General features: G+C 61.7%; 21 protein-coding genes. 13 read left to right on the top strand and 8 right to left on the bottom strand.

Annotation, left to right across the window (positions count from 1 at the left end):
* Positions 1-54: 54 nt before the first annotated feature.
* Complete coding sequence (locus tag BLW03_RS09920) at positions 55-1,128, bottom strand: MBL fold metallo-hydrolase (protein WP_074653733.1); 1,074 nt, start codon at positions 1,126-1,128, stop codon at positions 55-57.
* Positions 1,129-1,231: 103 nt separating this feature from the next.
* Here BLW03_RS09920 and BLW03_RS09925 point away from each other — a divergent pair, with 103 nt between their 5' ends.
* Genes BLW03_RS09925 through hpnI form a run of 3 tightly spaced genes read left to right on the top strand, consistent with a single transcriptional unit; the run spans position 1,232 to position 4,953 of the window.
* Positions 1,232-2,455, top strand: a complete 1,224-nt coding sequence (locus BLW03_RS09925) for an ABC transporter permease (RefSeq protein ID WP_074653735.1) — start codon at positions 1,232-1,234, stop codon at positions 2,453-2,455.
* Positions 2,456-2,511: 56 nt separating this feature from the next.
* Positions 2,512-3,762: an ABC transporter permease gene (locus tag BLW03_RS09930; RefSeq protein WP_074653736.1), complete on the top strand. Its 1,251-nt coding sequence runs from the start codon at positions 2,512-2,514 to the stop codon at positions 3,760-3,762.
* A gap of 30 nt (positions 3,763-3,792) precedes the next feature.
* The gene (gene hpnI / locus BLW03_RS09935) at positions 3,793-4,953 is read left to right on the top strand and encodes a bacteriohopanetetrol glucosamine biosynthesis glycosyltransferase HpnI (RefSeq protein ID WP_074653738.1); all 1,161 of its coding nucleotides are present in this window, start codon (positions 3,793-3,795) and stop codon (positions 4,951-4,953) included.
* A gap of 36 nt (positions 4,954-4,989) precedes the next feature.
* Here hpnI and BLW03_RS09940 read toward each other — a convergent pair whose 3' ends face one another.
* The 3 genes from BLW03_RS09940 to BLW03_RS09950 form a co-directional block, all read right to left on the bottom strand.
* Positions 4,990-6,075, bottom strand: coding sequence for a SurA N-terminal domain-containing protein (locus BLW03_RS09940; RefSeq protein ID WP_074653739.1), 1,086 nt, complete (start codon positions 6,073-6,075; stop codon positions 4,990-4,992).
* A gap of 65 nt (positions 6,076-6,140) precedes the next feature.
* A complete protein-coding gene (locus BLW03_RS09945) occupies positions 6,141-7,175 on the bottom strand; it encodes a DsbA family protein (RefSeq protein WP_074653741.1) in 1,035 nt (344 codons plus the stop codon).
* A 55-nt stretch (positions 7,176-7,230) separates the two neighbouring features.
* Positions 7,231-7,719, bottom strand: a complete 489-nt coding sequence (locus tag BLW03_RS09950) for a YybH family protein (RefSeq protein ID WP_074653742.1) — start codon at positions 7,717-7,719, stop codon at positions 7,231-7,233.
* Between the two features lie 63 nt (positions 7,720-7,782).
* Here BLW03_RS09950 and BLW03_RS09955 point away from each other — a divergent pair, with 63 nt between their 5' ends.
* The 4 genes from BLW03_RS09955 (at position 7,783) to BLW03_RS09970 (ending at position 12,985) form a co-directional block, all read left to right on the top strand.
* Complete coding sequence (locus BLW03_RS09955; RefSeq protein WP_244502034.1) at positions 7,783-10,041, top strand: molybdopterin-containing oxidoreductase family protein; 2,259 nt, start codon at positions 7,783-7,785, stop codon at positions 10,039-10,041.
* A gap of 53 nt (positions 10,042-10,094) precedes the next feature.
* On the top strand, positions 10,095-11,084 hold the full coding sequence (locus tag BLW03_RS09960) for a VWA domain-containing protein (protein WP_074653744.1): 990 nt from the start codon (positions 10,095-10,097) through the stop codon (positions 11,082-11,084).
* 123 nt (positions 11,085-11,207) lie between these two features.
* The gene (locus BLW03_RS09965) at positions 11,208-11,933 is read left to right on the top strand and encodes an SOS response-associated peptidase (RefSeq protein ID WP_074655915.1); all 726 of its coding nucleotides are present in this window, start codon (positions 11,208-11,210) and stop codon (positions 11,931-11,933) included.
* Positions 11,934-12,220: 287 nt separating this feature from the next.
* Entirely contained in the window at positions 12,221-12,985 is a 765-nt protein-coding gene (locus BLW03_RS09970) for a TIGR00266 family protein (protein WP_074653745.1), read from the top strand.
* 104 nt (positions 12,986-13,089) lie between these two features.
* Here the strand turns inward: BLW03_RS09970 and BLW03_RS09975 are convergent, their stop codons facing one another.
* A complete protein-coding gene (locus BLW03_RS09975; protein ID WP_074655916.1) occupies positions 13,090-13,722 on the bottom strand; it encodes an FMN-dependent NADH-azoreductase in 633 nt (210 codons plus the stop codon).
* A 107-nt stretch (positions 13,723-13,829) separates the two neighbouring features.
* On the opposite strand from BLW03_RS09975, the gene BLW03_RS09980 reads away from it, so the two are divergent.
* From BLW03_RS09980 to rsfS, 5 genes are all read left to right on the top strand, one after another.
* On the top strand, positions 13,830-14,426 hold the full coding sequence (locus BLW03_RS09980; protein WP_074653747.1) for a TetR/AcrR family transcriptional regulator: 597 nt from the start codon (positions 13,830-13,832) through the stop codon (positions 14,424-14,426).
* Positions 14,427-14,583: 157 nt separating this feature from the next.
* Positions 14,584-14,970, top strand: coding sequence for a DoxX family protein (locus BLW03_RS09985; protein ID WP_074653748.1), 387 nt, complete (start codon positions 14,584-14,586; stop codon positions 14,968-14,970).
* A 23-nt stretch (positions 14,971-14,993) separates the two neighbouring features.
* Positions 14,994-15,626, top strand: a complete 633-nt coding sequence (nadD, locus tag BLW03_RS09990) for a nicotinate (nicotinamide) nucleotide adenylyltransferase (protein ID WP_074653750.1) — start codon at positions 14,994-14,996, stop codon at positions 15,624-15,626.
* 21 nt (positions 15,627-15,647) lie between these two features.
* Positions 15,648-16,121 carry a carboxymuconolactone decarboxylase family protein gene (locus tag BLW03_RS09995; protein WP_074653751.1) on the top strand — a complete coding sequence of 158 codons (474 nt, stop codon included), beginning with the start codon at positions 15,648-15,650 and terminating at the stop codon, positions 16,119-16,121.
* Between the two features lie 172 nt (positions 16,122-16,293).
* Positions 16,294-16,959 carry a ribosome silencing factor gene (gene rsfS, locus BLW03_RS10000; RefSeq protein WP_074653753.1) on the top strand — a complete coding sequence of 222 codons (666 nt, stop codon included), beginning with the start codon at positions 16,294-16,296 and terminating at the stop codon, positions 16,957-16,959.
* Positions 16,960-17,037: 78 nt separating this feature from the next.
* On the opposite strand, the gene BLW03_RS10005 is transcribed toward rsfS, so the two are convergent.
* On the bottom strand, positions 17,038-19,098 hold the full coding sequence (locus BLW03_RS10005) for a GWxTD domain-containing protein (protein ID WP_074653755.1): 2,061 nt from the start codon (positions 19,096-19,098) through the stop codon (positions 17,038-17,040).
* A gap of 124 nt (positions 19,099-19,222) precedes the next feature.
* Positions 19,223-22,582 carry a TonB-dependent receptor gene (locus BLW03_RS10010; protein WP_074655917.1) on the bottom strand — a complete coding sequence of 1,120 codons (3,360 nt, stop codon included), beginning with the start codon at positions 22,580-22,582 and terminating at the stop codon, positions 19,223-19,225.
* Between the two features lie 269 nt (positions 22,583-22,851).
* Between BLW03_RS10010 and BLW03_RS10015 the strand changes: the two genes are divergently transcribed.
* Positions 22,852-23,304: a 23S rRNA (pseudouridine(1915)-N(3))-methyltransferase RlmH gene (locus BLW03_RS10015; protein ID WP_074653756.1), complete on the top strand. Its 453-nt coding sequence runs from the start codon at positions 22,852-22,854 to the stop codon at positions 23,302-23,304.
* A gap of 6 nt (positions 23,305-23,310) precedes the next feature.
* On the opposite strand, the gene cobO is transcribed toward BLW03_RS10015, so the two are convergent.
* Entirely contained in the window at positions 23,311-23,865 is a 555-nt protein-coding gene (cobO, locus tag BLW03_RS10020; RefSeq protein WP_074653758.1) for a cob(I)yrinic acid a,c-diamide adenosyltransferase, read from the bottom strand.
* Positions 23,866-23,874: the final 9 nt, after the last annotated feature.

Raw genomic sequence — 23,874 nt, forward strand, 5'->3', positions numbered from 1 at the left:
ACTGAAGTGCGTTGCTATCGCATGGCTAAAGCCATGCGCCTCCGAAAGCAAAGGCTAGGCGCGGATCGCGATCTTCGCCGCGACGTCGTCCGCGGCTTCGTTGCCATCCCGTACGGGGCTCATATAGCGACGCCACCACATGGTGTTGACCGCTTCGCCCGTGAACTCGGAGGGAGCGCCCGGCTCCGGCAGCCAGAGGGGCAGGCCCGCCTGTGCGGCCAGCTCCGTGATGCGCTCCGGCGGCTGGAACCAGTCGTGAAAGGCCAGGTTGAACAATCCCCAATGAATGGGAAAGAGTGTTTTCGCCTGCAGATCCGCGGCGGCTCGCATGGCATTATCCGGCCCCAGGTGAATCTGGTCCCACAGCGGGTCGAAGGCGCCAACCTCAAGCATTGCAAGATCGAACGGGCCGAAGCGTTCTCCGATTTCGCGGAAGCCTTCGTAGTATCCAGAATCTGCGCCGTGGTACAGGGTGTGCTTTGCCGTCTGCAGCGCAAAGGACGACCACAGTGTCGTGTAGCGCTTCAGGGAGCGGCCGCTGAAGTGACGTGCAGGCAGCGCCGTCACGGTCAGCGGCGTGGCGCTGGAACCGGGCACGGTAAAGCTGTCCATCCAGTTCAGTTCCTGGATTTTCGCAGCCGGTACTCCCCATCGCCGCAGGTGCGTTCCCACACCAATGGAACAAACGAACACCGGCGTGCGTTCTATGAGTTGTTGCACCGCTGCAGAGTCCAGGTGATCGTAGTGATCGTGTGTCAGCAGAACGGCGTCCAGTCGTGGCAGGTCAGCCATGGGCAGCGGCGGCGCGTAGAAGCGCTCCGGGCCGAACCATTGCACGAACGAGGCGCGCTTCGAAAAAACCGGGTCGATCAGCAGCGTGGTGCCGTCAATCTCAAACAGCAGGGACGAATGGCCCAGCCACGTGATGCGCAGGCCGGACGCGGGAGCTGCGCGGAAGATCGCCGGGGCGGTGTGAAACGGACCCAGCGTCCGGCGCGGCACGCGCTCCTCCTTGCCCGTGAGCAGACGGCGGAGCATTGCGGGAAAGTGCTGCGTGGCGCCCACCTCGGTGGGCACGGGGTTCAAGTAGATTCCATCTTCGAAACGTGCAGGCCGCAGGAGAGACATCGCTTATTTGGATGCGTCGGATTGGCACGAGCCGCAAAGATTCGCAGGAAACAGCTCGTCACACCGCCCGAAACGAAGAGTACCCTTGGGGAACGGGTGACACATGCATTGGACTGAGGCGCTGAAACTGGCGCTGCAATCACTCTGGGTGAACAAGCTGCGCACGGTGCTGACGCTGTTGGGCGTCGTAATCGGCGTGGCCGCGGTCATCAGCGTTGTCACGCTGGTGAACGGCGCCAACGCGTATGTGGACGCCAAGCTGAACACCTATGGATCCGACGTCTTTACCGTATCGAAGATGCCGAATCTGATCACCAGCTTTGCGGAATATACGAAGTACCAGAAGCGCCGCAACGTTACCAGCGAAGACTTTCGCATGGTCGAGGCAGGCTGCAAGCGCTGCAAACTGGTCGGCGCGGGCCAGGGGAGCCAGGTCAGCGTCAAGTCCGGCACCGACTCCGTCACCAGCGTCAGCCTGCGTGGCTGGACGGCGCGGATGCCCGAACTGAACAACATCAACATCACGGAAGGCCGCATCTTCACACCGACCGAGGTGGAACACGGCGCGCGTGTTGCCGTCGTTGGCACCGACATCCAGGAAAACCTGCTGAAGGGCGACGATCCCATCAACAAGGAGATTCGCGTCGATGGCGTACCGTACACCATCATCGGCATGGGCGAAAAGCAGGGTAAGACGCTGGGCAACAGCCAGGACAACTATGTCATTGTTCCGCTGACCACCTACCAGCACACCTACGGCTCGTCGAAGACGCTGACCATCTACGTCAAGGGACCGGGCGCCGGCGCGGCCCTGGAAGAGACGGGCGACGAAGTTCGCTCGATGATGCGCAACGCGCGTCACGACCGGCTCGGAGAAGATGACAGCTTCACGCTCGATCTGAATAACACCTTCCTGTCGCTCTTCAAGACGGTCACGGGCCTCTTCGGCGCCATCGCCATTCCCGTCGCCGCCATCTCTCTGGTGGTGGGCGGCATCGTCATCATGAACATCATGCTTGTCTCGGTGACTGAACGGACCCGCGAGATCGGTGTACGCAAAGCGCTGGGAGCACGCCGCCGCGACATTCTTCTACAGTTCGTCATCGAGAGTGGCCTGATGGCGACAGCAGGTGGCATCATCGGCGTCCTGTTTGGTGTCGGGGTCGGCTTTGGCATCTCGACCTTCGCGGGCTTTCCCATGAGCATTGCATGGTGGAGCGTAGTCGCAGGCCTCTTTGTCAGTACCGGCGTTGGTGTGTTCTTCGGCGTCTACCCCGCACGACAGGCGGCAATGCTCGATCCGATCACGGCGCTGAGGAGCGACTAGCCATGCGCTGTCCTATCTTCATATCGCGCGCGTCAGCGCTGGGGAGCGACTAAGCCATGAACTTCTCAGACGTCAAAGAGACCATCACCATCTCGCTCGACACACTGCGCGCGAACAAGCTACGCAGTGGCCTGACCGTGCTTGGCATCGTCATCGGTGTGCTCACCGTCATCATCATGTCCAGCGTAATCAATGGGCTGAATGAGAGCGTGAACGGCATCATCTCGCAGCTTGGATCGAACAACCTGTTCATTTTCCGTTTCTCCGTCTTCGGCTCGCGGCCGACTCTGGAGGAACTGGCACGCAAACAGCTCACTTACGACGACATGATGTCGCTGCAGGGCTTGCCGCACGTGGTCGCCGCGTCTGCAGGGCTGCGGTATGCCAGCTTTGGCGACTTCGGTGCCGCAGGCATGACCACCGTGAAGGGTGGCGGCAACAAGCAGGAGAATGTCGGCCTGGGCGGCGAAAACTTCACCTCCGCCATCGTGAATGACTGGCATCTGGCGCGCGGCCGCTTCTTTACAGAACAGGAGCAGCAGCGCTACGCAAAGGTGGTCATTCTTGGCAGTGACACGGCTGAAACACTCTTCGGGACAACGGATCCAATCGGCAAGGAAGTCACAACATCCGGCATCACCGCGACGGTGATCGGTGTGATGGACCCTGTGAAGGGACTGACACCTGGCAAGAATCCGAACGACAGCTTCCTCTATTTCCCGCTGACGACCTTCCACTACATCCACCCGGAGATTCTGGATTACTGGGTGAGCGTGAAGTACGACGACGCTAAGAACCGCGCGTTGGTGGAAGAGGAGATCCGGGAACGACTGAGAGTGCGCCGTAAGGTCCCCGTCGATAAAGACGACAACTTCGCCATCTTTGGTTCGGACTCGCTGACCCGTCTGTGGTCGCAACTCACCGGTGGACTCTTCCTGCTGATGTTTGCACTGAGCAGCGTTGGACTGATGGTGGGCGGCGTGGGTGTCATGAACATCATGCTCGTCTCCGTGACCGAGCGGACGCGCGAAATTGGTGTGCGCAAAGCCATTGGCGCGACCAAGCGCACGATCCTTCTGCAGTTCACGCTGGAGGCCATGGTGCTCTGCGCCATCGGCGGTGTCGTCGGTATCGCGCTGGGCTCGCTGATCGCTCTGACGCTGCACGTCTTCCTGCCATCGATTCTCTCCAGCGCATGGGTGATCGCGGCCTTCACCATCTCCATCGGGATCGGCCTGGTCTTCGGCATCTATCCGGCGTGGAAGGCGGCCAGCCTGAATCCCATCGAGGCCCTGCGGTACGAATAGCTTCCCCGGCGCGCGCATAGACTTAGAGCTGTGACTGCTGCTGAGATCGTTGAAACAATTACCACGGTGCTGACACTGGCCGGCCTGGCATACCTGCTGATCGCGCTGCTGGCTGCGCGTGCCTTTCGACGCGAGCCTGTTTCACCCGCGCCCCCGACATGGCCCACCGTGTCGGTGCTGAAGCCCGTAAAGGGCATGGACCCGAAACGGTACGCCGCCTTTGCGAGCCATTGCGTGCAGCAGTACGCAGGCCGCTATGAACTGTTGCTGGGCCTCTCCGATCCGGAGGACGCGGAACTCCTGGCAGAGATCGACCGCCTCAAGGCCGACTTCCCTGCCCTTCCCATTCGCGCGGTCCTGTGTGGCGAGCGCCTGGGGACCAATGGCAAGGTGAGCACACTGGCGCAGATGCTGCCGCATGCACTGGGCGAAGTGATCGTCATTAACGACGCCGACATCCTCGTCGGTCCCCAGTACCTCAGCCGGATCATGGCCGACCTTTCGCAGCCAGGGGTCGGCATGGTAACCGCGCCTTATGTCGGGCGCACCGCTGATAAGCCGGGATTATGGGCTCGCCTTGAGGCGCTGGGCATTTCAACGGACTTTCTGCCGGGCGTACTCACGGCTCGCATGCTCGACCGTGGCGTTCGCTTCGGCCTGGGCAGTACGCTGGCCATGCGACGGGCCACGCTGGACGCCATTGGCGGCTTAACGCCGTTGCTGGAGCATCTGGCCGATGACTACGAGCTGGGCGCACGGATCCACGCCCGGGGCATGCGTGTGATGCTGTCGCCGGAGGTCGTGGAAACGTCCGTTCCGGCATACGACTTTGCGGGCTACTGGCAACACCAGCTGCGGTGGTCGCGCGGCGTTCGCGACGCGCGGCGAGCGGGCTATGTGGGTCTCGCCATCAGCTACGCCATTCCATGGGCGCTGGCAAATGTCATCGCCAGCGGCTTTGCACTGCCGAGCTTCACCCTGCTCAGCCTGGTACTGCTGGCACGCGTGGCGCTGGCCCTTGGCGTCGGCGTGGGTATTCTGCGGGACGGCCAGGTGTTGCGCGACCTGTGGCTGCTGCCCCTGCGCGACTGCTTTGGCCTGCTGTTCTGGGCATGGAGTTACGCGGACGACACCGTAGTATGGCGCGGCGAACACTTCCGCCTTAAGCGCGGAATCCTGCTACGCAAGTAGCAGGATTCCGGAACTTCCAAGTTGACCACCCGGTAGCTACGAGCCGGAGCCGGCCTTGAAGATGTCCTCGGCATAGTAGTTTTCAACCTTCGCCTGGTCGCGCAGCATCTCCAGATAGGCGCTCTTCAGCAACTGGCTGCGCGTATTGCGAAGCTGATCGCGAATGCTCTGCTGCACGGCTGGATTATTCAGATCGCGCTGGCCCGCCACTTCACGGCTCACCAGTCGAAGGATGGAATATCCCACTGGAGCCTTGCCGCCCGGCGGTGTGATCGGGATGATGGGCGTATTCTCGCCCGCCTTCAGCTTGCTGACTTCATTCCAGACCGGAACGTCCTGACGCAGCTGCGACTCGGCAACGAAGCCCATGTCACCACCGTTGGACGCCGTCTGCGGATCCTCAGAGTAATTCGCAGCGACCGCCGCAAAATCAGCGCCGCTATCCAGCTGCGCCTTCAGCGTAGCGATCTTCTTGCGCGCGTCCGCGTCCGTAGTCGCCTTGCTGCCCTGCAGGTTGCCGGCTCCCTGAGGCGAGGGCTGAGAGGTCACAATGATCTGTGCCAGGTGCAGCTTGTTCTCGATCAGGTTGAAGTCGGCTTTGTGACTGTTGTAGAAGTTGCCCACTTCACCGTCGGTCACGTTGATCTTGCTGTTGATCTCTTTATTCAGCAGCTTGTCCAGGGTGATGGAACGGCGCAGGTCGCGGCGCACTTCATCGATGGTCCGGCCACTCTCCTTGAGCATCTGGTTAAACTGCTCTTCGGTGTAGTGCGACTTCATCTCCGTCAGCTTGCTGTCGACCTCTTCATTGGTCGCCGTCAGATTCATCTTCGCAGCGCGCTGCTCGATGATCTCGCCGTCAATGAGTGTCCGCAGGATGGAGAGCTTGTCACTCTTCGCCTGTTCCTCGGTCTCCGGCTGCTGATCCTGCTTGGCGCGTTGTGCGTCTTCGAAGTTCTTATCCATCTCCGACCGCATGATGGCATGGCCGTTCACGCTGGCAACAACGTCGGCACCGTGCTCCTTCTTGCAGCCGGTTGCAGCCAACGAGAGGACAGTAACGGCGGCAATGAACAGCCAGGATGCGCGGGCGCGGGTCGGGTTAGGGGTATTCAAATGCATTCCGTGTCATGGTATCGCGCCCGGGCCGAAAGATCACTTCCCCCGCGGTGAAATCACTTCGCGGACTACTGCGCCTGTGAGGAGGCTGGCGGTGCCTCCAAGTTCGGCAGCGGTACGGGCGGTGGCGGTGTAACGCCCTCCGCGGTCAGCGCGTCGTCCACCGCGCGGTAGACAAACTCGATGGGAACAGCGCCCGTGATCATCTGCCCGTTGATGAAGAGCGCGGGTACACCGCTCACGCCCAGGCCATCGCCCTCCTTCATGGAGGCGCGGACCGCCGTCTCATCCTGCCGCGCGATACATGCCGACAGCTTTTTCTCGCTGACCTTTTCGCGGGCGCCTTCCGCGAGCGTCTGCTTGTCGATCTGCTTCAGCGCCACGGGCAGTTGCTTCTCCTGCTTTTCCTTCGTTGCCGGTGCAGCAGGGTCCAGCCCGATTTCGTCGAGGTGCGCGTGCATATAGTCCACCAGGTTCCAGTAGGCGGTGGGACTTTCTTCAGCCAGGCAGTCCGCATTCACCGCGGCGTGGATCGCCCACGGATGGATCTGCGTCAGCGGGAAATCCTTGTAGGTGACGCGAACCTTGTCGCCGTAGCGCGCCAGCAGCGCCGGGAACATCGCCTGGTGCATGCGAGCGCAGAATGGACACTCAAGGTCGTCGAAGACCACGATGGTCACGGGAGCCTTTGCCTTGCTGCCACGCGCGGGACGGCCGCTGTCCGATACCAGCGTGCGCGGATCCTTCGACACATCGAAGGTGTTCATCTGCGCCAGCGTCTTCTCATCCTTGCTGAGCAGAAAGACCATCGGCTTCAGCGGCTTGCTCGCATCGCCCAGATAGACCGTCAGTTCATCGAAGCCGGTATATGGGCTGGGCTTGCGATCGCCCACCTTCACGTCGAAGTTGAACGGCAGACCGGCCTTGGTGCGGATCATGAGCGCGATCCGGCGCGCCGTCTCCGGCGACATCGTCGCTGCCGTTCCCGCGCCCGGCGGAGGCGCCGCCTGCGCACGGCAACCCGTCACACAAAACGCTGCAGCCAGCAGCAAAGAAGCGAAGGCGCGCGCAGACCGGGGACGTGTGGGAAGGGAGGAAAACATGCTGCTTCCATTATCTCAGGCGGGCCAGAGACGAGATCCCTACAGCACGCACGGACTACGACGTCGTGTGGTCGAGGATGATCTTCCAGCCGCCCGGCGTCTTCTCCAGCACCAGCGAGAAGACGCCGCCCGCGTTGCCACCGTGCTTCTTGTCGCGCTCCAGCGCAAAGTGACCGGTCAGCGTCGCGAAGTGATCGTCCAGCAGGTGCGGCTCCAGGTCGCTGAATGTCAGGCGGCCCATGGTGGCGCGGTCCGGATAGTTCCTGCGGTAGGTGGCGACCATGCCTTCGAAGCCACGCGTCACAGTGCTGCCGATGAAGAGCGTATCCGGCGAGTTCTTGTAGCTGGCCGTGAAGCCCTCCATGTTGCCTTCGTTCCAGGCGCGCTCCTGCGCCAGCAGCACCTTCACCACATCCAGTTCGGCCTGCGGCAGGACGCGCATCTGCTCGCCCTCTTTTTGGGCGAGGGCGGTGCTGGTCAGCGTGGCGGCGGGAATGCCCGCCAGTGCCAGGAATAGGGCAGTACGAATGAGGGAACGGCGCATCGTCAGGGACACTCCTGTGATTTGGAACTGCGCAACACTGTCTGGGACTTTTACAATCATCCCATGCCGCCGACGCCTACAAACGGAGCTGGTGTAAGCGCGTTTTCACAAGATGAAGACGTGGCACGGCCGCTCGCGGACGCATCGGCCAAGACACGCGTCGTGCACACCACCTGCTCGCTTGATTGCCCCGACAGTTGCGGCGTCCTGGCAACGGTAGACACTGCAACGAACCGCGTCGTCCGCATCGCAGGCGACCCGGCGCACCCCGTCACCCGCGGCTTCCTGTGCGGCAAAGTTGCCCGCTATCTTGACCGCGTCTATTCGCCCGATCGCCTGCTGTATCCCATGCGTCGCCGCGCGGGCGTCGCAAAAGGATCCCTGCAGCCCGGCGAGGAGCACCTGGCCTTCGAGCGGATCAGCTGGGACGAGGCGCTGGACGCCATCGCTTCTCGCCTGCAACAGGTCAGCGACACCCACGGGCCTGAATCGATCCTGCCTTACAGCTATGCAGGTATCATCGGCCAGCTTGGCTATGGGTCAATGGATCGCCGCTTCTTCCATCGGCTGGGCGCGTCGCAACTGGATCGCACCATCTGCGCCAGTGCGGGCACGGCCGCGTTCAACGCGGTCTATGGGGTGCGCGTGGGACCGGAGCCGCAAAGCTTCGCGCACGCGAAGCTGATCCTCGCGTGGGGCGCCAACCTGCATGGCAACAGCATTCATCTGTGGCCGTTTGTAGAACAGGCTCGCCGCAACGGCGCTCGCCTGGTCGTCATCGATCCGTACCAGACAAAGACGGCACGTCTGGCGGATCAACACATCGCGATCAAGCCTGGCACAGACACTGCGTTGGCGATGGGGATGATGCACGTCATCCTGCGAGACGGCCTGGAAGACCGTGACTACATCCGCGACTGCACCCACGGCTTTGAGGCGTTGCGTGACCGCGTGATGACCGCCGACTACTCGCCGGAACACGTTGCCGCGATCACCGGTGTCGATGCGGACGTGATCGTCACGCTGGCCCGCGCCTATGCAACCACACAACCCGCAGTGATCCGCGTGAACTACGGCATCCAACGCACCGACAATGGCGGCACGGCGGCACGGGCCGTGGGCATGCTGCCGCTGTTAACCGGAGCGTGGAAGTACCACGGTGGCGGCGTGATGCTGTCGACGTCAAATGCCTTCGGCTTCAACAGCGCAAAGCTCCAGATGCCGGAGCTGATGCAGGCCAGCCCGCTTGGTCGCGATGCGCGCACCCTGAACATGAGCCAGCTCGGCGAAGCCCTCACGCAGGTCAACGATCCCGCCGTGCATGCGCTGTTCGTCTACAACTCGAATCCCGCGGCGGTTGCACCCAATCAATCCGCAGTGCTGCGTGGCATGCGGCGTGACGACCTGTTTACCGTCGTCCACGACTGCTTCTTCACCGACACGGCCGATCACGCGGACATCGTTTTGCCCTCGCCCAGCTTCCTTGAACAGGACGACGTGCAGGGGGCCTACGGCCATTACGTGGCGCAACTGTCGCTGCGCGCGATGGAGCCGATGGGCGATTCCCGCAGCAACGTGTGGCTCTTCGGCCAGCTCGCGCAGCGCATGGGTTTCACCGAACCCTGCTTCCAGGAGAACGAGCAGGATCTCCTCGCACAGGCGCTCGACACACAGCACCCGTGGCATGCGGGCATTACGCTTGGTGCGTTGAAGCAACGCCCCATGATGGCGCTGGCACTCCCGCGCAACGATCGCGGGGAGTTCCTGCCCTTCGCTGACGCGACCTGGTTCCGCACACCCAGCGGCCGTGGCGAGTTCTACTCCGAATCGCTGCTCGAGCAAGGCCGCGATCCTTTGCCCGGCTATACGCCCACGCCCGAGCGTAACGACGCCACGCAGCCGCTGCGGATGCTGCCGCGCAAGGCCGATCACTGGATGAACTCGACCTTCGCAAACATCCCTCAGCACCGCGCCATGGAAGCTGCGCGCATCGGACTGGGGGCGCTGGAAATCCACCCGGATGACGCAGCCACGCGCGGCATCTCTCAGGACCACGAGGTCGAGGTGGCCAACGAGCGCGGCTCCTTGCGCCTCCGTGCTTCGCTGACCAACCGCGTCCCACGCGGCACGGTCGCCGCGACGCTGGGATGGAACAAGCTGTCGGCCGACGGCCATGGTGTCAACGTACTCACCAGCGAGCGCCTCACCGATCTCGGCGGCGGCGCCACCTTCTACGCCACGAATGTCGAAGTGCGGCTCGCGGTCGTGAAGGCGGACGAGGATCAGACGGCGTCGATGCAGGTGTTTGTCGCCGCGCCGTAACTGCTGTTTGACGCACAGCGTCGTGAGGCGTACGTTGTCCGCATTGGGAGGCGATGGCCGTGAAGTACTGCGCTGTTCTCGCCCCGCTGATGCTGTTCTGCAGTCTGCAGAGAACGTGTGCGCAGACGGCTCCCGCACCCAAGCCCTCCACAGAGCCTGCCGCGAATGAGACGCTAACGCTGCGTGTCGCATCGCGCGTCGTTGCGGTCTCCGCCGTTGTGCGCGGTAAGGACAACGTTCCAATCCAGGGACTGACGAAAGATGATTTCGAACTGAAGCAGGACGGCAAGGATGTTGCCATCCGCTACTTCTCCGAGGCATCGGAACTCCCCCTGACGCTGGCACTTTTAGTCGATACCAGCGGCAGTCAGCGCACGCTCATAGGCGACGAGGTCGTGGCCAGCGATGTGTTCTTTCAAACGATGCTGGGCCGGCCGCAGGACCGTGCCACGCTGCTGCGCGTGGATGCGGAGGTGGATGAGTTGATCCCCATGACCAACTCTCCTTCACGCCTGCACCTGGGCTTGCTCGGTCTATCCGCGCGGCCCTCTTCGGCGAACGGCACGCGGCTGCAGGATGCCATCTATGCCGTCTCGAAACTCACGCTGGCAAAGCAGACAGGGCGCAAAGCCATCATCGTCCTGAGCGATGGTGGCGACAATGGAAGCAGCAAGTCACTGGAAGATGCGATCCATGAGGCGCAGCAATTCAACGTGCAGATTTACTGCATCGACTACAGCGTCTTCAACTACGCCATGGATCTGAACCACAGCCTGGGCGGCGTGCGTGCCGGCAGCGTGGACAAGGGCGAGGAGATCCTGAAGAAGCTCGCCGAGCAGACCGGCGGACGGATGTACAACGTGGGCAAGATGAACCTGCGCACCATCTACGAACAGATCGCCCGCGACCTGCGCTTCCAGTACGAACTCGGCTACACGCCGCCGCCCGATCTGAAGCCCGGTAGCTTCCATCGGCTGGAGCTACGTACCAGGGACAGGAAGCAGACGGTGCAGGCACGCAACGGCTTCACCTTCGAGCCTTGAACGTTGGACTGTTCGCTAACAGGGAAGAAAGACCCGACGTGTTAAGCGGCATGTTCTCCGGTAGATCGAAGAGGTCGGCTACGCCTGGGTCTTTCACCGATGCGCGGTGCATCCAATAAATCGATGTGCGGACGCTACCAACGCCGAAGTGACAAGCAACGCATCGCCGAGGCCATGCGCGTGGATGGCCATGTCTTTGAAGATCCTCTGGCGCCTGACGACGACATCCGTCCCACCACCATGCAGCCCATCGTCCGCGAGAACCGCGACACGGGCCAGCGCGACCTGGTGCTGGCGCGCTGGGGGTTTATACCGCCGTGGCAGAAGCCGGGCGAGAAACCTCCACCAACGACCTTCAACGCCCGCAGCGAAGGCGTTGAGAAGGCCGCCATGTGGAAGCGAGCTTTTGCGCGGCATCGTTGCCTGGTCCCGGCGGACGCCTTCTTCGAGTGGCAGAAGCTGCGCCCCCGTAACAATCCCAAGTTCGCCTTTACCGTCGACGGTCTCACGCCCTTCGCCTTCGCCGGCCTGTGGAGCGCATGGAAAGACCCGGCCAACGGCCAGTGGCTGCAAAGCTTTACGGTGTTGACGACGGATGCGAATGAGACCATGCAGCCGGTCCATAACCGCATGCCTATCATACTGAAACCAAAGGATTTTGCGCGATGGCTGTCACGCGATGAGACGTCTCAGTTGCCGCTCGACCTGCTGCGTCCGCTGTCGGACGGCCTACAGTGCAAACCCGTGGAGAATGAGCCGGGCGTAGCTTCGAAACGCCTTGCCCAGAACAACATTCCGGCCGAGGCGCCGGATGCCGATCAGCCTGGACTCTTCGGCGATTCGCTCTAGCGGCTTCTGAGAGCCTTGTCTTTCAAGAGCGGAATGGAGCGTTGCACAGTACAGTCCGAAGGAACCGCATGTGCTCGGTGCTGAGGGCAGTCCCACACCTTTCTGCTTGCTGCCATCGGAATACAGAGCCTTCGACTGCGCTGCGCTCTGCCCAGGATGACAAGCCTCTTTGGGGGCACGCGCGGGGAGCCAGAGGGCAGCCAAAGCGGGGAGGATGGAACCTCGCCCGCGCACCTGTCGTATCTTCTAGTCGAGGCAGAACAAGGCCACGGAGGTCGAAGCAGACGATGCAGTCACGCATTCACGGCACCACCATGCCCGCCATTGAATTCCTTTTGCAGCCCGGCGAGACGGTCATCTCGGAAGCCGGCGAGCTTAGCTGGATGTCCGCGTCCATCGGCATGCATACGCACACGCAGGCCGGTGGTGGTGGCGGCTTTCTGGGCGCCATCAAGCGCATGGCCGGTGGCGGTACGCTGTTCATGACGGAGTACACCGCACAGCAGTATCCCGGCGAGGTCGCCTTCGCGACCAAGGTTCCCGGCCATATCGTGCCGGTGGAGCTGCACGGCAACGGCGATGAGTACATGATCCATCGCCACGGCTTTCTGTGCGCCACACCTGGCATCGGACTCGGCCTCGGCTTTCAGCAATCGCTGGGTGCCGGGATCTTCGGCGGCGATGGCTTCCTCTTGCAGAAGATCTACGGCAACGGCACCGCGTGGCTCGAACTCTCCGGCGAAGTCATCGTCCGTGACCTGCAGCCGGGTGAAACGCTGCGCGTCCACCCCGGCCATGTGGGGGCCTTCCACGCCGGCGTTCGCTTCGAAATCACCCGCGTGCCCGGCATCCGCAACATGTTCTTTGGTGGCGACGGCATCTTCCTCGCCGCACTCACCGGTCCGGGCCGCATCTGGCTGCAGACGCTGCCCATCAGCAACCTTGCCCACAAGCTGCAGGAATACCTGCCCGGCCCCGATCGCGAAACACGAGCCGGCGTGGGCGGAGGCATCGCAGGCGCTGTCATCGGCAGCATGTTCAACGACCGCTAGGCACTTCGTCCGGTCTTCGATGCCTTCGGCGTGTTCTTGCTCTTGCGGCTAATCAGGCAGAGCCCGGCCTTGCGCCGGGCTCTGTATCTTTGGTCCGTGCGGAGTTAGAGTGCCTGGTTCACATGCGCCTGCACTGCCTGCAGATGCGGCACCAGGAAGGTTTTGCGGTCCACCTTGCCGTGATTGACTGCCTGGACTCCACCTGCTGTGAAGAAGGTCGCGTCCGTGACACCCAGGAAACCGAAGACCGAACGCAGGTACGGCTCCACGAAGTTGTAGGAGGCCATCTGCGTCTGTGCGTCGTAGATGCCGCCGGTCGCAATGAGAAAGGTCGCCTTCTTCCCCACGATCAACCCCTTGGGTGTGCCGTCCGCGTAACTGAAGGTCTTGCCGACGCGAGCGATCTGGTCGACCCACAGCTTCAGGACCGACGGTGGGCCGAAGTTATGCATCGGCACGCCGATCACATACTCATCCGCCTCGAAGAGTTCGGCCAGCAGGGTGTTGGAGAGCGTCACGATCTCCTTCTGCTCTGGTGTCTGCGCCTCTTCCGGGGTAAAGACGGCTCCAACCCACGCCGCATCGATCGGCGGGATGACGGTGGCATTCAGGTCGCGCACCACGACCTTGCCGTCCGGGTGCGCGGCCTTCCACTGCGTGACGAACTCGCTCGTGAGCGCGCGGGAGATAGAACGGTCGTAGAGCGGGCTGGAATCGATATGAAGCAGCGTGGGCATGGCATTCTCCTTGGTGGACATTTGACCATTAATGGACATCTGTCTCGTAACGATAATAGACAGATGTCTATCTGATCCCAAGGGTGCAAAAAAGCTATGCTAAGGACATGTCAGCCCCGTCCGCACAACCCGATGTTGCGGAATCCACGGACCGGCGCTCGCTTCGCAGTCGGCAGTCCCTGATGGACGCGCTCGGCAAGGTGCTGACGAAGAAGGACTTCCAGGAAATTTCTATCCAGGAGATCGCCGACGAAGCGAATCTTACCCGGGCCACCTTCTATCTGCACTACCCGGACAAAGATGCTCTGCTGCAGGCCATGACTGCCGTTCGTTTCGGCGAGTCGCTGCGGCAGCGGCTCGACTCCTCACCGAACTGCGGAGGCGGCCTGCGGACCATCGCTCTGGGCGTCTGCGAGTATCTGTCCAGGGCCACCGGATGCCCCAGCGGCCTGAGCAGGATGTCGCTCGAGCGCTCCGTGATCCCGGTCCTTGAGGGCATCCTTCAGGACGGGGTGAAGAAGTTCAACCTGGCTGGCGGCGTCGATCCGGAGATTCTTTCAGCGATCGTCGCGTGGGCCATCTTCGGTGCGGCTACCCATTGGGCCCTGACGCCGAATCGCATGCCTGCGGAGCAGATGGCAGACGTAATTGACTCGCTCGTGAGCCCGCTGTGGCAGGGCGTTACCTCCGCTCCTTCGCTCTAGACTCCCTCGAAGGTCAGCTCACGCTCAAACGACCGACTGATCCTCGTCGTCTGAATCATCCACTGCGTGGATCCGTGGACACGAGATTTCAGTTGCGCACGTCGCTTTGCACAGGCATTCTCGTAGGGTTCCAATTCCCCCGAAGCGGAGACTGCGAATGACCACGGAAGACCAACCCTCAAAGCCCATGCTCTGGATCGGCTGGATCCTCACGGCGCTGCCGGCGCTTTTTCTCCTGTCCGGAGGCGTCACGGCTGCTCTGCAACTGCCGGTGGTGAAAGAGGGTCTGGGCAAGTACGGATTCACGCCCTCGATCCTGCCCATATTCGCGGCTGTTGAATTGACATGCGCCGTGCTGACCCTGATCCCGCGCACCGCACCGATCGGAGCGATCCTGATCTCCGCATATATGGGCGGTGCCGTGATCACGCACCTGCGTGCGGGCGAAGCGCAGTGGTTCATCCCTGTCATCTTTTCCGCTGTGGTTTGGATCGGCCTCTGGTTGCGCCGGCCCTCGCTTCGCCAACAGATGCTTGGCATCTGAATGTCAGGCGATACTTGAGTCACATGCGCATCGGCTATTTTGGCGGCACCTTCGATCCACCGCACCGCGCACACCTGCTGGCCGCACAGGCGGCGGCAGATGCGATGCGGCTGGATCGCGTATTCCTGGCACCAACCGGACTGCAGCCGTTGAAGGCGGCAGGCCCACATGCCAGCTACGACGATCGCCTGGCAATGACGCGTCTGCTGTGCGCCGAAGACCCGCGCATGGAGGTCTCCGAGATCGACGCGCCGCATCCCGACGGCTCGCCCAACTACACCATCGATGCGCTCGCGCGCCTGCGTTCCAGATTCCCCGATGCCGAACTATTCGTGATTGTTGGTGCGGATACTTTTCTGTCGCTGCCCCGCTGGCGCGAGCCGGAAAAGCTGCTGGCCGAAGCCGAATGGATCGTGCTTTCGCGGCCCGGCTTTGAGCTGAATGACATTGACCCGGACCACGGTGGCGAAGGCATTGCCTCGCTGAACCTGACGCCCGAACAGCGCGCGCGGGTTCACCTGGTCGAGACGCTGGATGAGGACATCTCTGCCAGCGGCATTCGCGAACGGCTGCGTGTCGGCGTCTCCTGCGGCAAGTCGCTCACGCCCACGGTTGGCCTGTACATCGCGCGCATGCACCTGTACCACGCCACCTAACCCAACACGGAGCGGACCGCCATGGAAGAGAAGCGCATCGACTATTGGAAGGTCTGGCCCGAAGGCGTTCAGGCGCTGACGGCCATGGGCAAAGCGGTGAACCAGTCCGGCCTGGAGCAGTCGCTGATGGAGCTGGTCAAGCTCCGCGCGTCGCTGATGAATGGCTGTGCCTTCTGCATCGACATGCACAGCAAGGACGCGCTGGCGGCAGGCGAAACGACCGAACGCCTCTTCGGGTTGAATGCGTGGCGCGAGACACCCTTCTTCACACCACGCGAACGCGCCGCACTGCAGTGGACGGAGAGCCTGACCAACATCAGCGAAGGCCACGCGCCGGACTTTGCCTACAACGAGGTGGTTGCAAACTTCTCGCCGGATGAGGTGGTGAAGCTGACGTTCGCCATCGTCGCTATCAACTCATGGAACCGCATCGCTCTGGCCTTTCGAAAACCGACTGCCGGCAGTTATCACGCACCCGCTGCAGCCACCGAATAGGCATCACCAATTGCCTATGTGCGTCGTCCTCGCCATTACAACCAAAAAGGTCCGTGCAATCGCTCTTTGCTGCGGCCGAAGACTAGGCGCAGCGCCTTCGTTGGCCTATCCTTAGGCTGACGAAGAGAATGTTCGCCCGGTAACCCCGTGGCGCGCTCTTCGAAGGAGATCAATGCCCTCACTGGAATCCAACCAGCTTCTCCGCGCCGCGGTCGATGCCTGCGATAGCAAGAAAGCCGAAGACATCACCATCCTGGCGCTGGACCCCTCGGAAAGCTCGCTGACAGACTACTTCCTCATCTGCAGCGGCACCAACGAACGCCAGAACGCCGCCATTGCAGACGAGATTGAGTTTCGTTTGAAGAACGACTTCGGCACCTATCCGAACGCGGTGGAAGGGCGCCGTCAGGGGGAATGGGTCCTGATGGATTATGTGGACTTCGTCGTCCACATCTTCATGCCGGAGAAGCGCGCCTTCTACGGCCTGGAGCGTCTGCGCCGGTCCGCAAAGACCATGTCCATTGACGATCTGGATGGCGAGATCAAGGCAGCGCTGGTGAAAACCCGCGCCAAGGTAGCCAAGAAGACCGCAAAGGCCGAATCTGCGGACGACTTCGCCGAAGCCAGCAGCGGCTCCGCATCCGGCAAGCTGCCAGCGGTGAAGACCGCTGCCAAGACCGTCGTAAAGAAAGCCGCTGCGAAGAAGACCGTCGCGCCAAAGGCCGTGGCACCAAAGAAGGCTGTGAAGACCGCCGCGAAGAAAGCGGAGAAGACAGTAGTGGCTGTGAAGGCCGCTGCACCCAAGAAAACTGCCAAGAAGGCTGCGAAAAAATCGTAGACGGACGTACTTGAGTTTGGGTTCCAAAAGGAAAGGGCACGGCTTCTGCCGTGCCCTTCGTCCTGTCTGCTGCTTGTCTTACTTCTCCGAAATGTTTTTTGCGCCGATCGCCTGTGCCTGCTTCCGCGCCACATCACCATCGGAGTGCTTCCCCGCCTGGTCGTCGAGCTTTGCAAGTTCGGTGTACAGCATGGCGTTCAGAGACTGCAACCGGCTTTGACGATTGAGCAAATCCATCGCCTGCGCCGGTTGGCCGGTGGTGACAAGCGCCTCGGAGACCAGGGTCAGCGTTGCCATGTCCACGGCATCCCGGAAGGCCGGGCGTTCCACGAGTTGCGCCGTCTCATGGACCTTGTGCTGTTCAGCCAGCAATGTGGCGAGCCGGCCCAGGCTGCGGATGTTTTGTGGATGCAGATCAAGATCCTTCGTGAGGTAGGCGATCGCTGCATCGTTCGCTCCGCTGGCCTCTGCTGAAAGCGCGCGCTTCATCTCTTCCTGCTGCGGTTCGGGCGGACCGTAGGCGGACCAGCCAGCCGTGGGAACCCCGGTTAGCTCGACGCGCAAGGTCATCGTGCCGAAGGCAGCGGGACTGCCGGGCTGCGTGGCACGGATGATGACGCGATAATTCCCAGGCTCGAGCCCTTCCGTGTGGAAGGTGTGGCCACTGACGAAGTTGCCACCCGCATCTGCATTCGACGGATCGACAGTCTCGTCTGCTTCATCCAGCGGCTTCGCGCCAGAGAGAGCCGAGCCGTAATAGAAGTGCATTGCAACGGGCTGCTTGTTCCATGCGCCGTCGGCATTGCGCGGCAGCCAGAGCTGGAAGACAGCCTGCAGCGGGTCGCCGGCGTGCAGTGAGATGGTGCCAACGCCTGCCGGGGCAAATCGGACCCCCGCGTAGGTGAAGGGCACACGCTGCCCGGCGATCTGGCCGGGACGACCTGCAAAGGCCACTGGATCTCCCATCGCGAGCGTCTTACCGCGAACAGGAATGTTTACCGTGCTGGTGACGCGGTGCGCCTGCAGGTTGATGTTGTTCGTCAGCGTCGTCTGGACCACATACTTGCCCGGCTCCAGGGGAAGCTGGTCTTCTGCCGCAAAGACCTTGTGGCGTGCGACGTCCAGGGCTGCGGGCGATAGCGGCGCTGCGATGGTACTGACCGTGTCATATACAGCGCGGCCGTCTGCCGTTGTAATGTGCTGTTGCAGCGTCAGATCGTAGCCGGTACCGCCAGCCTTGCGCGCGCCGGCGATGCCCGCATCGGGATGCGCGAGCCGCACAAACATATCCGCCGTCGCATGTCCGTTTTCGTCCCGTATGACTGCGTACTTCACCTCGGGCGGAGCATCCTCCGACATGATGCTGGACGTCACCTTCTCGCGGCGATTGCGGTTTACGCGCGCGATCTCCAAGGGATTGTCTGCAAGACCCCGGATGTTTGCCAGCAGCGCGTCCGACATCATGCTGGGCGAGAATTCCGCAAGATTGACCGGCTCGGTGGGGATCAACGAAACAGCCGTGCGCGCCACTTCGCTGCCGAGTGCTTTCCGCAACTGCTGCAGGCTGCGGGCCTGATCATTGCCCGTTTCCAGACCGGTGATCAGGCGATTGGGGCCGTCCTGATAGGGCGAGTACAGAGCGTAGTCTTCGCCCGTGCTCCGCTTGTAGAACAGCACCGAAAAGTAGGACTGCAGCGCCGGCGTCGGCGATTGATAGAACCAGATGATGATGGGGCGGACGTTCGCCCGGCTGGGATAGGTAATCTTCTGCTTCGGCTCCCCCAGCGTGATCCAGATCATGCCCTGGTCGGTAGCCCAGCCATCGCGCGCTTCGTAGTTTCCAAAGTGCTCGTTTGCGTAGGCGAGGCGCTTATAGTGCTCCTCTTTGTAGGTGTTGATCTCCGAACCAGGATCCGGATTCCTCGAATCCCAGAAGCTCTTCATGAACGCGTCGCGCTCGGCATCCGTCTTCAGCGTCAGGAACTCTTCCCGCTCTGGACTTTCGATGATGTAGTTCACCTCCTGCGTCAGCCAGTGCCGATAGACCGGCGGCAAATTCTTCACGCTCACCGCATGGAGAGACGGGCTGACAAGCAGCAAGGCAACGAGGATGAGAAGGAGGGAGCGAAGACGGTACAAGGGCACTCCTGGCCGGGCGGGGAGGCCCTTGGCTCAAAGAAAATTATAGGCCGCTACGATGCGGGCAAAGAAAGCGGGAGAGCCCGAGGGCCCTCCCGTTTTGACGTTCTGGTTTACAGGTTCGTTAGAACTCGTAGCGGACCGAACCACGTGCGTAGAACGGAGCCTGGAAGCTGGTGGGACGGTTGTAATCCGCGTTGAGCGGCGGCGTGGAGCCGACGATCGGAGCGGACGAAGCGCCAAGCTGCGAGGTCTGGTTGCGTGCGGTCTGGAACTGGCTGTTCGTTACGTTGAACATATCCCAAGTGACGCGCAGACGGCTTGCTTCACCACCGATGTGACCGAGCGGCAAGGCGTACTCTGCGTGCATATCGAGCTGGGTGTTAGCAGGTGTACGACCAGCAACACCACGGCCACCAAGCGGCACTTCACCAGAGTTCTGGTAAGCCGGATGGATGCCGAGCACACTCAGGGGCACACCAGACTGACCGCGAGCTCCAAGGCCAAGCGTGAGGCCCTTCACAGCGTTGCTGATGAAGCTGTTCGTCGATCCGCCTGCGAAGCTGTAGCTCAAGAAGACGTTACCAACGGTGCGGCGATCCGAGCTAAGCGGGCCAGGGGTGAACTGGTCTCCGAGGAGGCCAAGCTTACCGGAGGTGAAGTCAAAGAGCGAGCTGATACCAGGATCCGACTGACCGTTGTCGTTACGGTATGCACCCTCGTAGTTACCGTACAGGTTGCCCCAGCGGAAGTTGGTCACGGCAAGCCAGTGGTTGCTGAAGCGCTTGTCGAGTTCGAACTCAACCGAGTTGAAGCGGCGAATCGGCTTGACAAAACCATCGGGGATACCGTCGCCGCCGTTGGCATTGACAGCCGGGTTCGCTGCGTTGTCCGCGGTGTCGGGGTTCAGGATGCAGGCGCCACCGACAGGCTGGTTACGTCCGTTGACGAAGATACCGCCCAGCGCTGCAGCCGTGTCGTTATCCGCCGTGCAACCAGCCACGGGAGCAACATACGCACCACCAACAGACCGTGCCTGTGCGGCGGCATACTGAGCCGGCGTATAGGTGACTTCCTGCTCGTTGATCGCAATGTCGGTCTTCGGGCCAGGGTTGGTGATACCGCCGTTGAAGCCGCTCAGGATGTAAAAGCCTTCCGGCGACTGCGAACCCACGTCCTCGATGATGCGGCCGAGGCGGCGATCCGTGTAGCGAGCCTTGAATACGAGTGTCTTGCCAAGGGTGCGCTCGTAGCCAGCAACATACTCGTCTTCATACTCCTGCTTGGTGCCCGCGAGCACACCTTCTCCGCCCAGCGAATAGGTGGGCGCAGCGAAGTTGGTCGTCGAACCGCCAGAGGTGCGGCGGGGCGTACCGTTCAGAGCATGAGCCTGATCCGGAATGATCGTGAAGGTTCCGGTGGCGGCGTTATAGGTCGGCGCAAACGCCATGTTGTAGGAGTCGATTTCGCCGCCCAGCGAACGAATGGCGGCATCGAGCGGAGCAGCCCAGAAGTTGCGGCCGAAGTTGAAGAAGATCTTGCTCTTGCGATCGCCCATCGGGTCGATGTTGATACCAACACGGGGGGACCAGCTTGCGCCGTAGTTGTAGCTCTGCACGGGAGCCGTCATGCGCTGCTGTTCCCAGCGAACGCCCAGGTTCAACGTGATGAATTTGTTCATCTGGTAGACGTCTTCGCCGTAGGCCTGGTGATAACGGCCCTGCGCGAGGATGCTACGTCCAGCGTACTGACCACGGGTCGAAGAAGCATAGACACTGACACCGTTGACGATTGGGCAGGCAGTGCAGGTGTGATCCGTAAGATCGCTGGAATTGATCGGTGCGATGTTGAACTGGCCATCGGTCAATACGCCGGTCGGAACGTAGCTCTTCTTTGCGACCGCGCCACCGAGATAGTTGGTGGTGACAACCGGGAACAGGTTACCCGAACGCGTGGGGAAGTCAGCGAAGTTCGTGTGATCGTAGCCGTAGCCCACCGAGAAGGTGTGCGTACCGAATAGGTGCACAATCTTGGCCGTGTTGGCGGAAATGCTGTAGGTGTTGTTCACCGAGGGCTCGTACGCGCCCAGGCCCGACGTCACAGACGCGCCGCCCGAAAAGGTGGGCACCGTGTTGGTGACGGCGTACTGGTTGAATGCCGGAATCTCAGAGAAGTGGTTGTGGTTGTACGAGTACGAAAGATCCACAGTCCAGGAGTTCGACAGTGCCGTATCCAGGCGCGCGAGTTCATCCTGCGAACCGTAGTTCCAGGAGCTCTTGGTGGAGTTCGGGTCACCACTGGAAAGCGTGGAAGGAACCGTGTTGTGGCGCGAAGGATCGCCGAAAGCGGTGAGCTCCAGCGTGGTCCGCTCGCCCATCTTATAGGTGAGCTTGCCAGCGTAGTTCATACTGCTGGCGGTCGTCCCAAACGCACCCAGGGCGACGGATGCTGCGGGCGCATTGGGATTTGCCTGCACCATGCTGCGCGTCAGGGAAGGATCGAAGGCGCCGAAGAAGAACAGCTTGTCCTTCAGGTGCGGTACATAGCCACCGATTTCGATTGCAGCGTCGAAGGCAGGGCTCGAGAGCGTCTGCGACGGTGTCGAAAGCTTGTAGCCGTACTGGTAGAACTGGCGGCGGCTTGCGTAAAACGCAGCCGGTGCGAAGTATGCAGACAGTGCGCCGTGGAAGGCGTTGCCACCCGACTTGGTCACGATCTGGACTATACCGCCGGTTGCCTTGCCGTACTGAGGCTCAAAGCCGTAGGTCTTGACGTCAACTTCCTTGATGAAGGCAAGGTTGATGCCGGTGCCGAGCGAGCCGTGATAGCGGTTGAAGGTACCGATCGAGCCGAATGCCTGGTCGGTGATGGTGACACCGTCCACAACATACAGGTTCTCAAGACCGGAAGCGCCGCCGATGGACGGGTTGTTCGCGCCGGGACCAACCTGGTTCGCCGAAGCGTTCACCTGGCCGGACTGCACACCGGGAGCAGCGTAGAAGATCGCCGTCACGTTACGGGGCATGGGAATCGCGTTGTAGAAGGTGTCGGTCAGCGTCGCGGTGATGGCGGTGCTTTCCGTATCGACCGGCACAGCCTCAGACGTAACCTGAACCGTCGTGGCCTCAGAGCCAACGTTCATCTTCAGGTTCAGCGAAGAGGTCGTGGAAACGTTCACTTCGTTGTGAACGGCGGTGGTCGTGCTGAAACCAGCCTGCTCAACCTTGACGTCATAGTAGCCGGGGCGCAGAGTGGTGGCGCCGAAGCGGCCGTTCTTGTCGGTCGTGGTCGTGATCGAACCCTGCGGACCCGTGATGGTCACCTTGGCGCCGACGATGGCCGCGCCGCTGGGGTCAGTCACGCTGCCGTTCAGGCCGCCGGTAACGGCGGACTGATCCTGCGCGAAGGCAGAGGAGGTGCAGAACACCGTTGGTGCAGAGATCAGGCAGGCTGCAAGCGCCAACCGTACGAATTGCTTGTTCATCAATGGGGTCCTCAGAAAGAACGGATTGGTCGTGAGCGAAAGGGGGAACAACGTGGGCTCCCATCAATTGCTTCAAAAGTCAGTACCTTCGCTATATGCAAGGCCCCTGCCAAACCGAGAATCGGACCCAAATGGCGGCATCTGACATTCAAAACGACCCAATTGGGGCCTATGGACGTTCTGTCTCTACCGTTTTTCATAGAATTTCGCTGGCGGATACTGAAATCTGTTGGCCGTCACTTCACTATTGATTCACTGAGGTTTCATCGATGGCCCTGAAGGTTTCGCTGCTGGCGGTGCGGAATGGCTCCGCGGAGAAGGCGGTTGAGGCGCTTGCGCTTGACTACCTGAAGCGCTGCGGCAAGACGCTGCCTGCTGTCAGCCGCACCTATCGCACCGAGGCGGCTCTGCTGGCCGCAGTGGCCGACGAACGGAAGTCCGGGGCGACGCAGTTCTTCATGGCTGATCTGGGCGGAGCATCACTGGACAGTCTGCAGTTCGCCGAGAAGCTTCGATCCGCTCGCGACGGCGGCGTTCGTCACGTGGTGCTGGCCATTGGACCGGCCAGCGGATGGAGCGAGGAGGCGCGATCGATGGCGGATCTGCGCCTGGCACTGGGCGCCATGACACTGCCGCATGAGCTGGCATGGCTGGTGCTGGCCGAGCAGATCTATCGCGCGAGCACCATTCTGCAGGGCCACCCGTACCACCTGGGCCATTGAGATTGGCTAGAACTCGATGCCGCGCTGGGCGAGGATGCCCCTGGTGTAGGCGTGCTTCACCTCGCGCATCTCGGTCACGGTGTCGGCGAGTTCTACCAGCAGCGGGTGCGCGTTTCGCCCGGTGAGGATGACGTGCAACATCGGCGGACGCGCTTCGAGGGCCGCACCGACCACCGCGGGGTCCAGCATGCCGTAGCCGATGGCGTAGTTGATCTCGTCCAGGATAAGAAGGTCCCACTCGCCGGATTGCATGGCCGCAACGGCATCGTCCCACGCGGCCTGGACCATCCTCAGATCCTCAGGATCGGTTTCGGCACCGCCAACCTTTACGAAACCACGGCCCATCTGCCGGATGACCAGATCGCCACCGAAGCGTTCCGCCGCGTCCAGTTCCCCGTAGTGCCATGATCCCTTGAGGAACTGCAGCACCAGGACGCGCATGCCGTTGCCGGCCGCACGCATGGCGGTGCCCAGGGCTGCAGTGGTCTTGCCCTTGCCCGCGCCGGTGTGGATCAGCAGCAGGCCGCGTCGCTGTGTGCCTGTGGAATCTTCGATTGTCATAAGGGAAGC

Source organism: Terriglobus roseus (genome assembly GCF_900105625.1).
GTDB classification, from domain to species: Bacteria; Acidobacteriota; Terriglobia; order Terriglobales; family Acidobacteriaceae; genus Terriglobus; species Terriglobus roseus_B.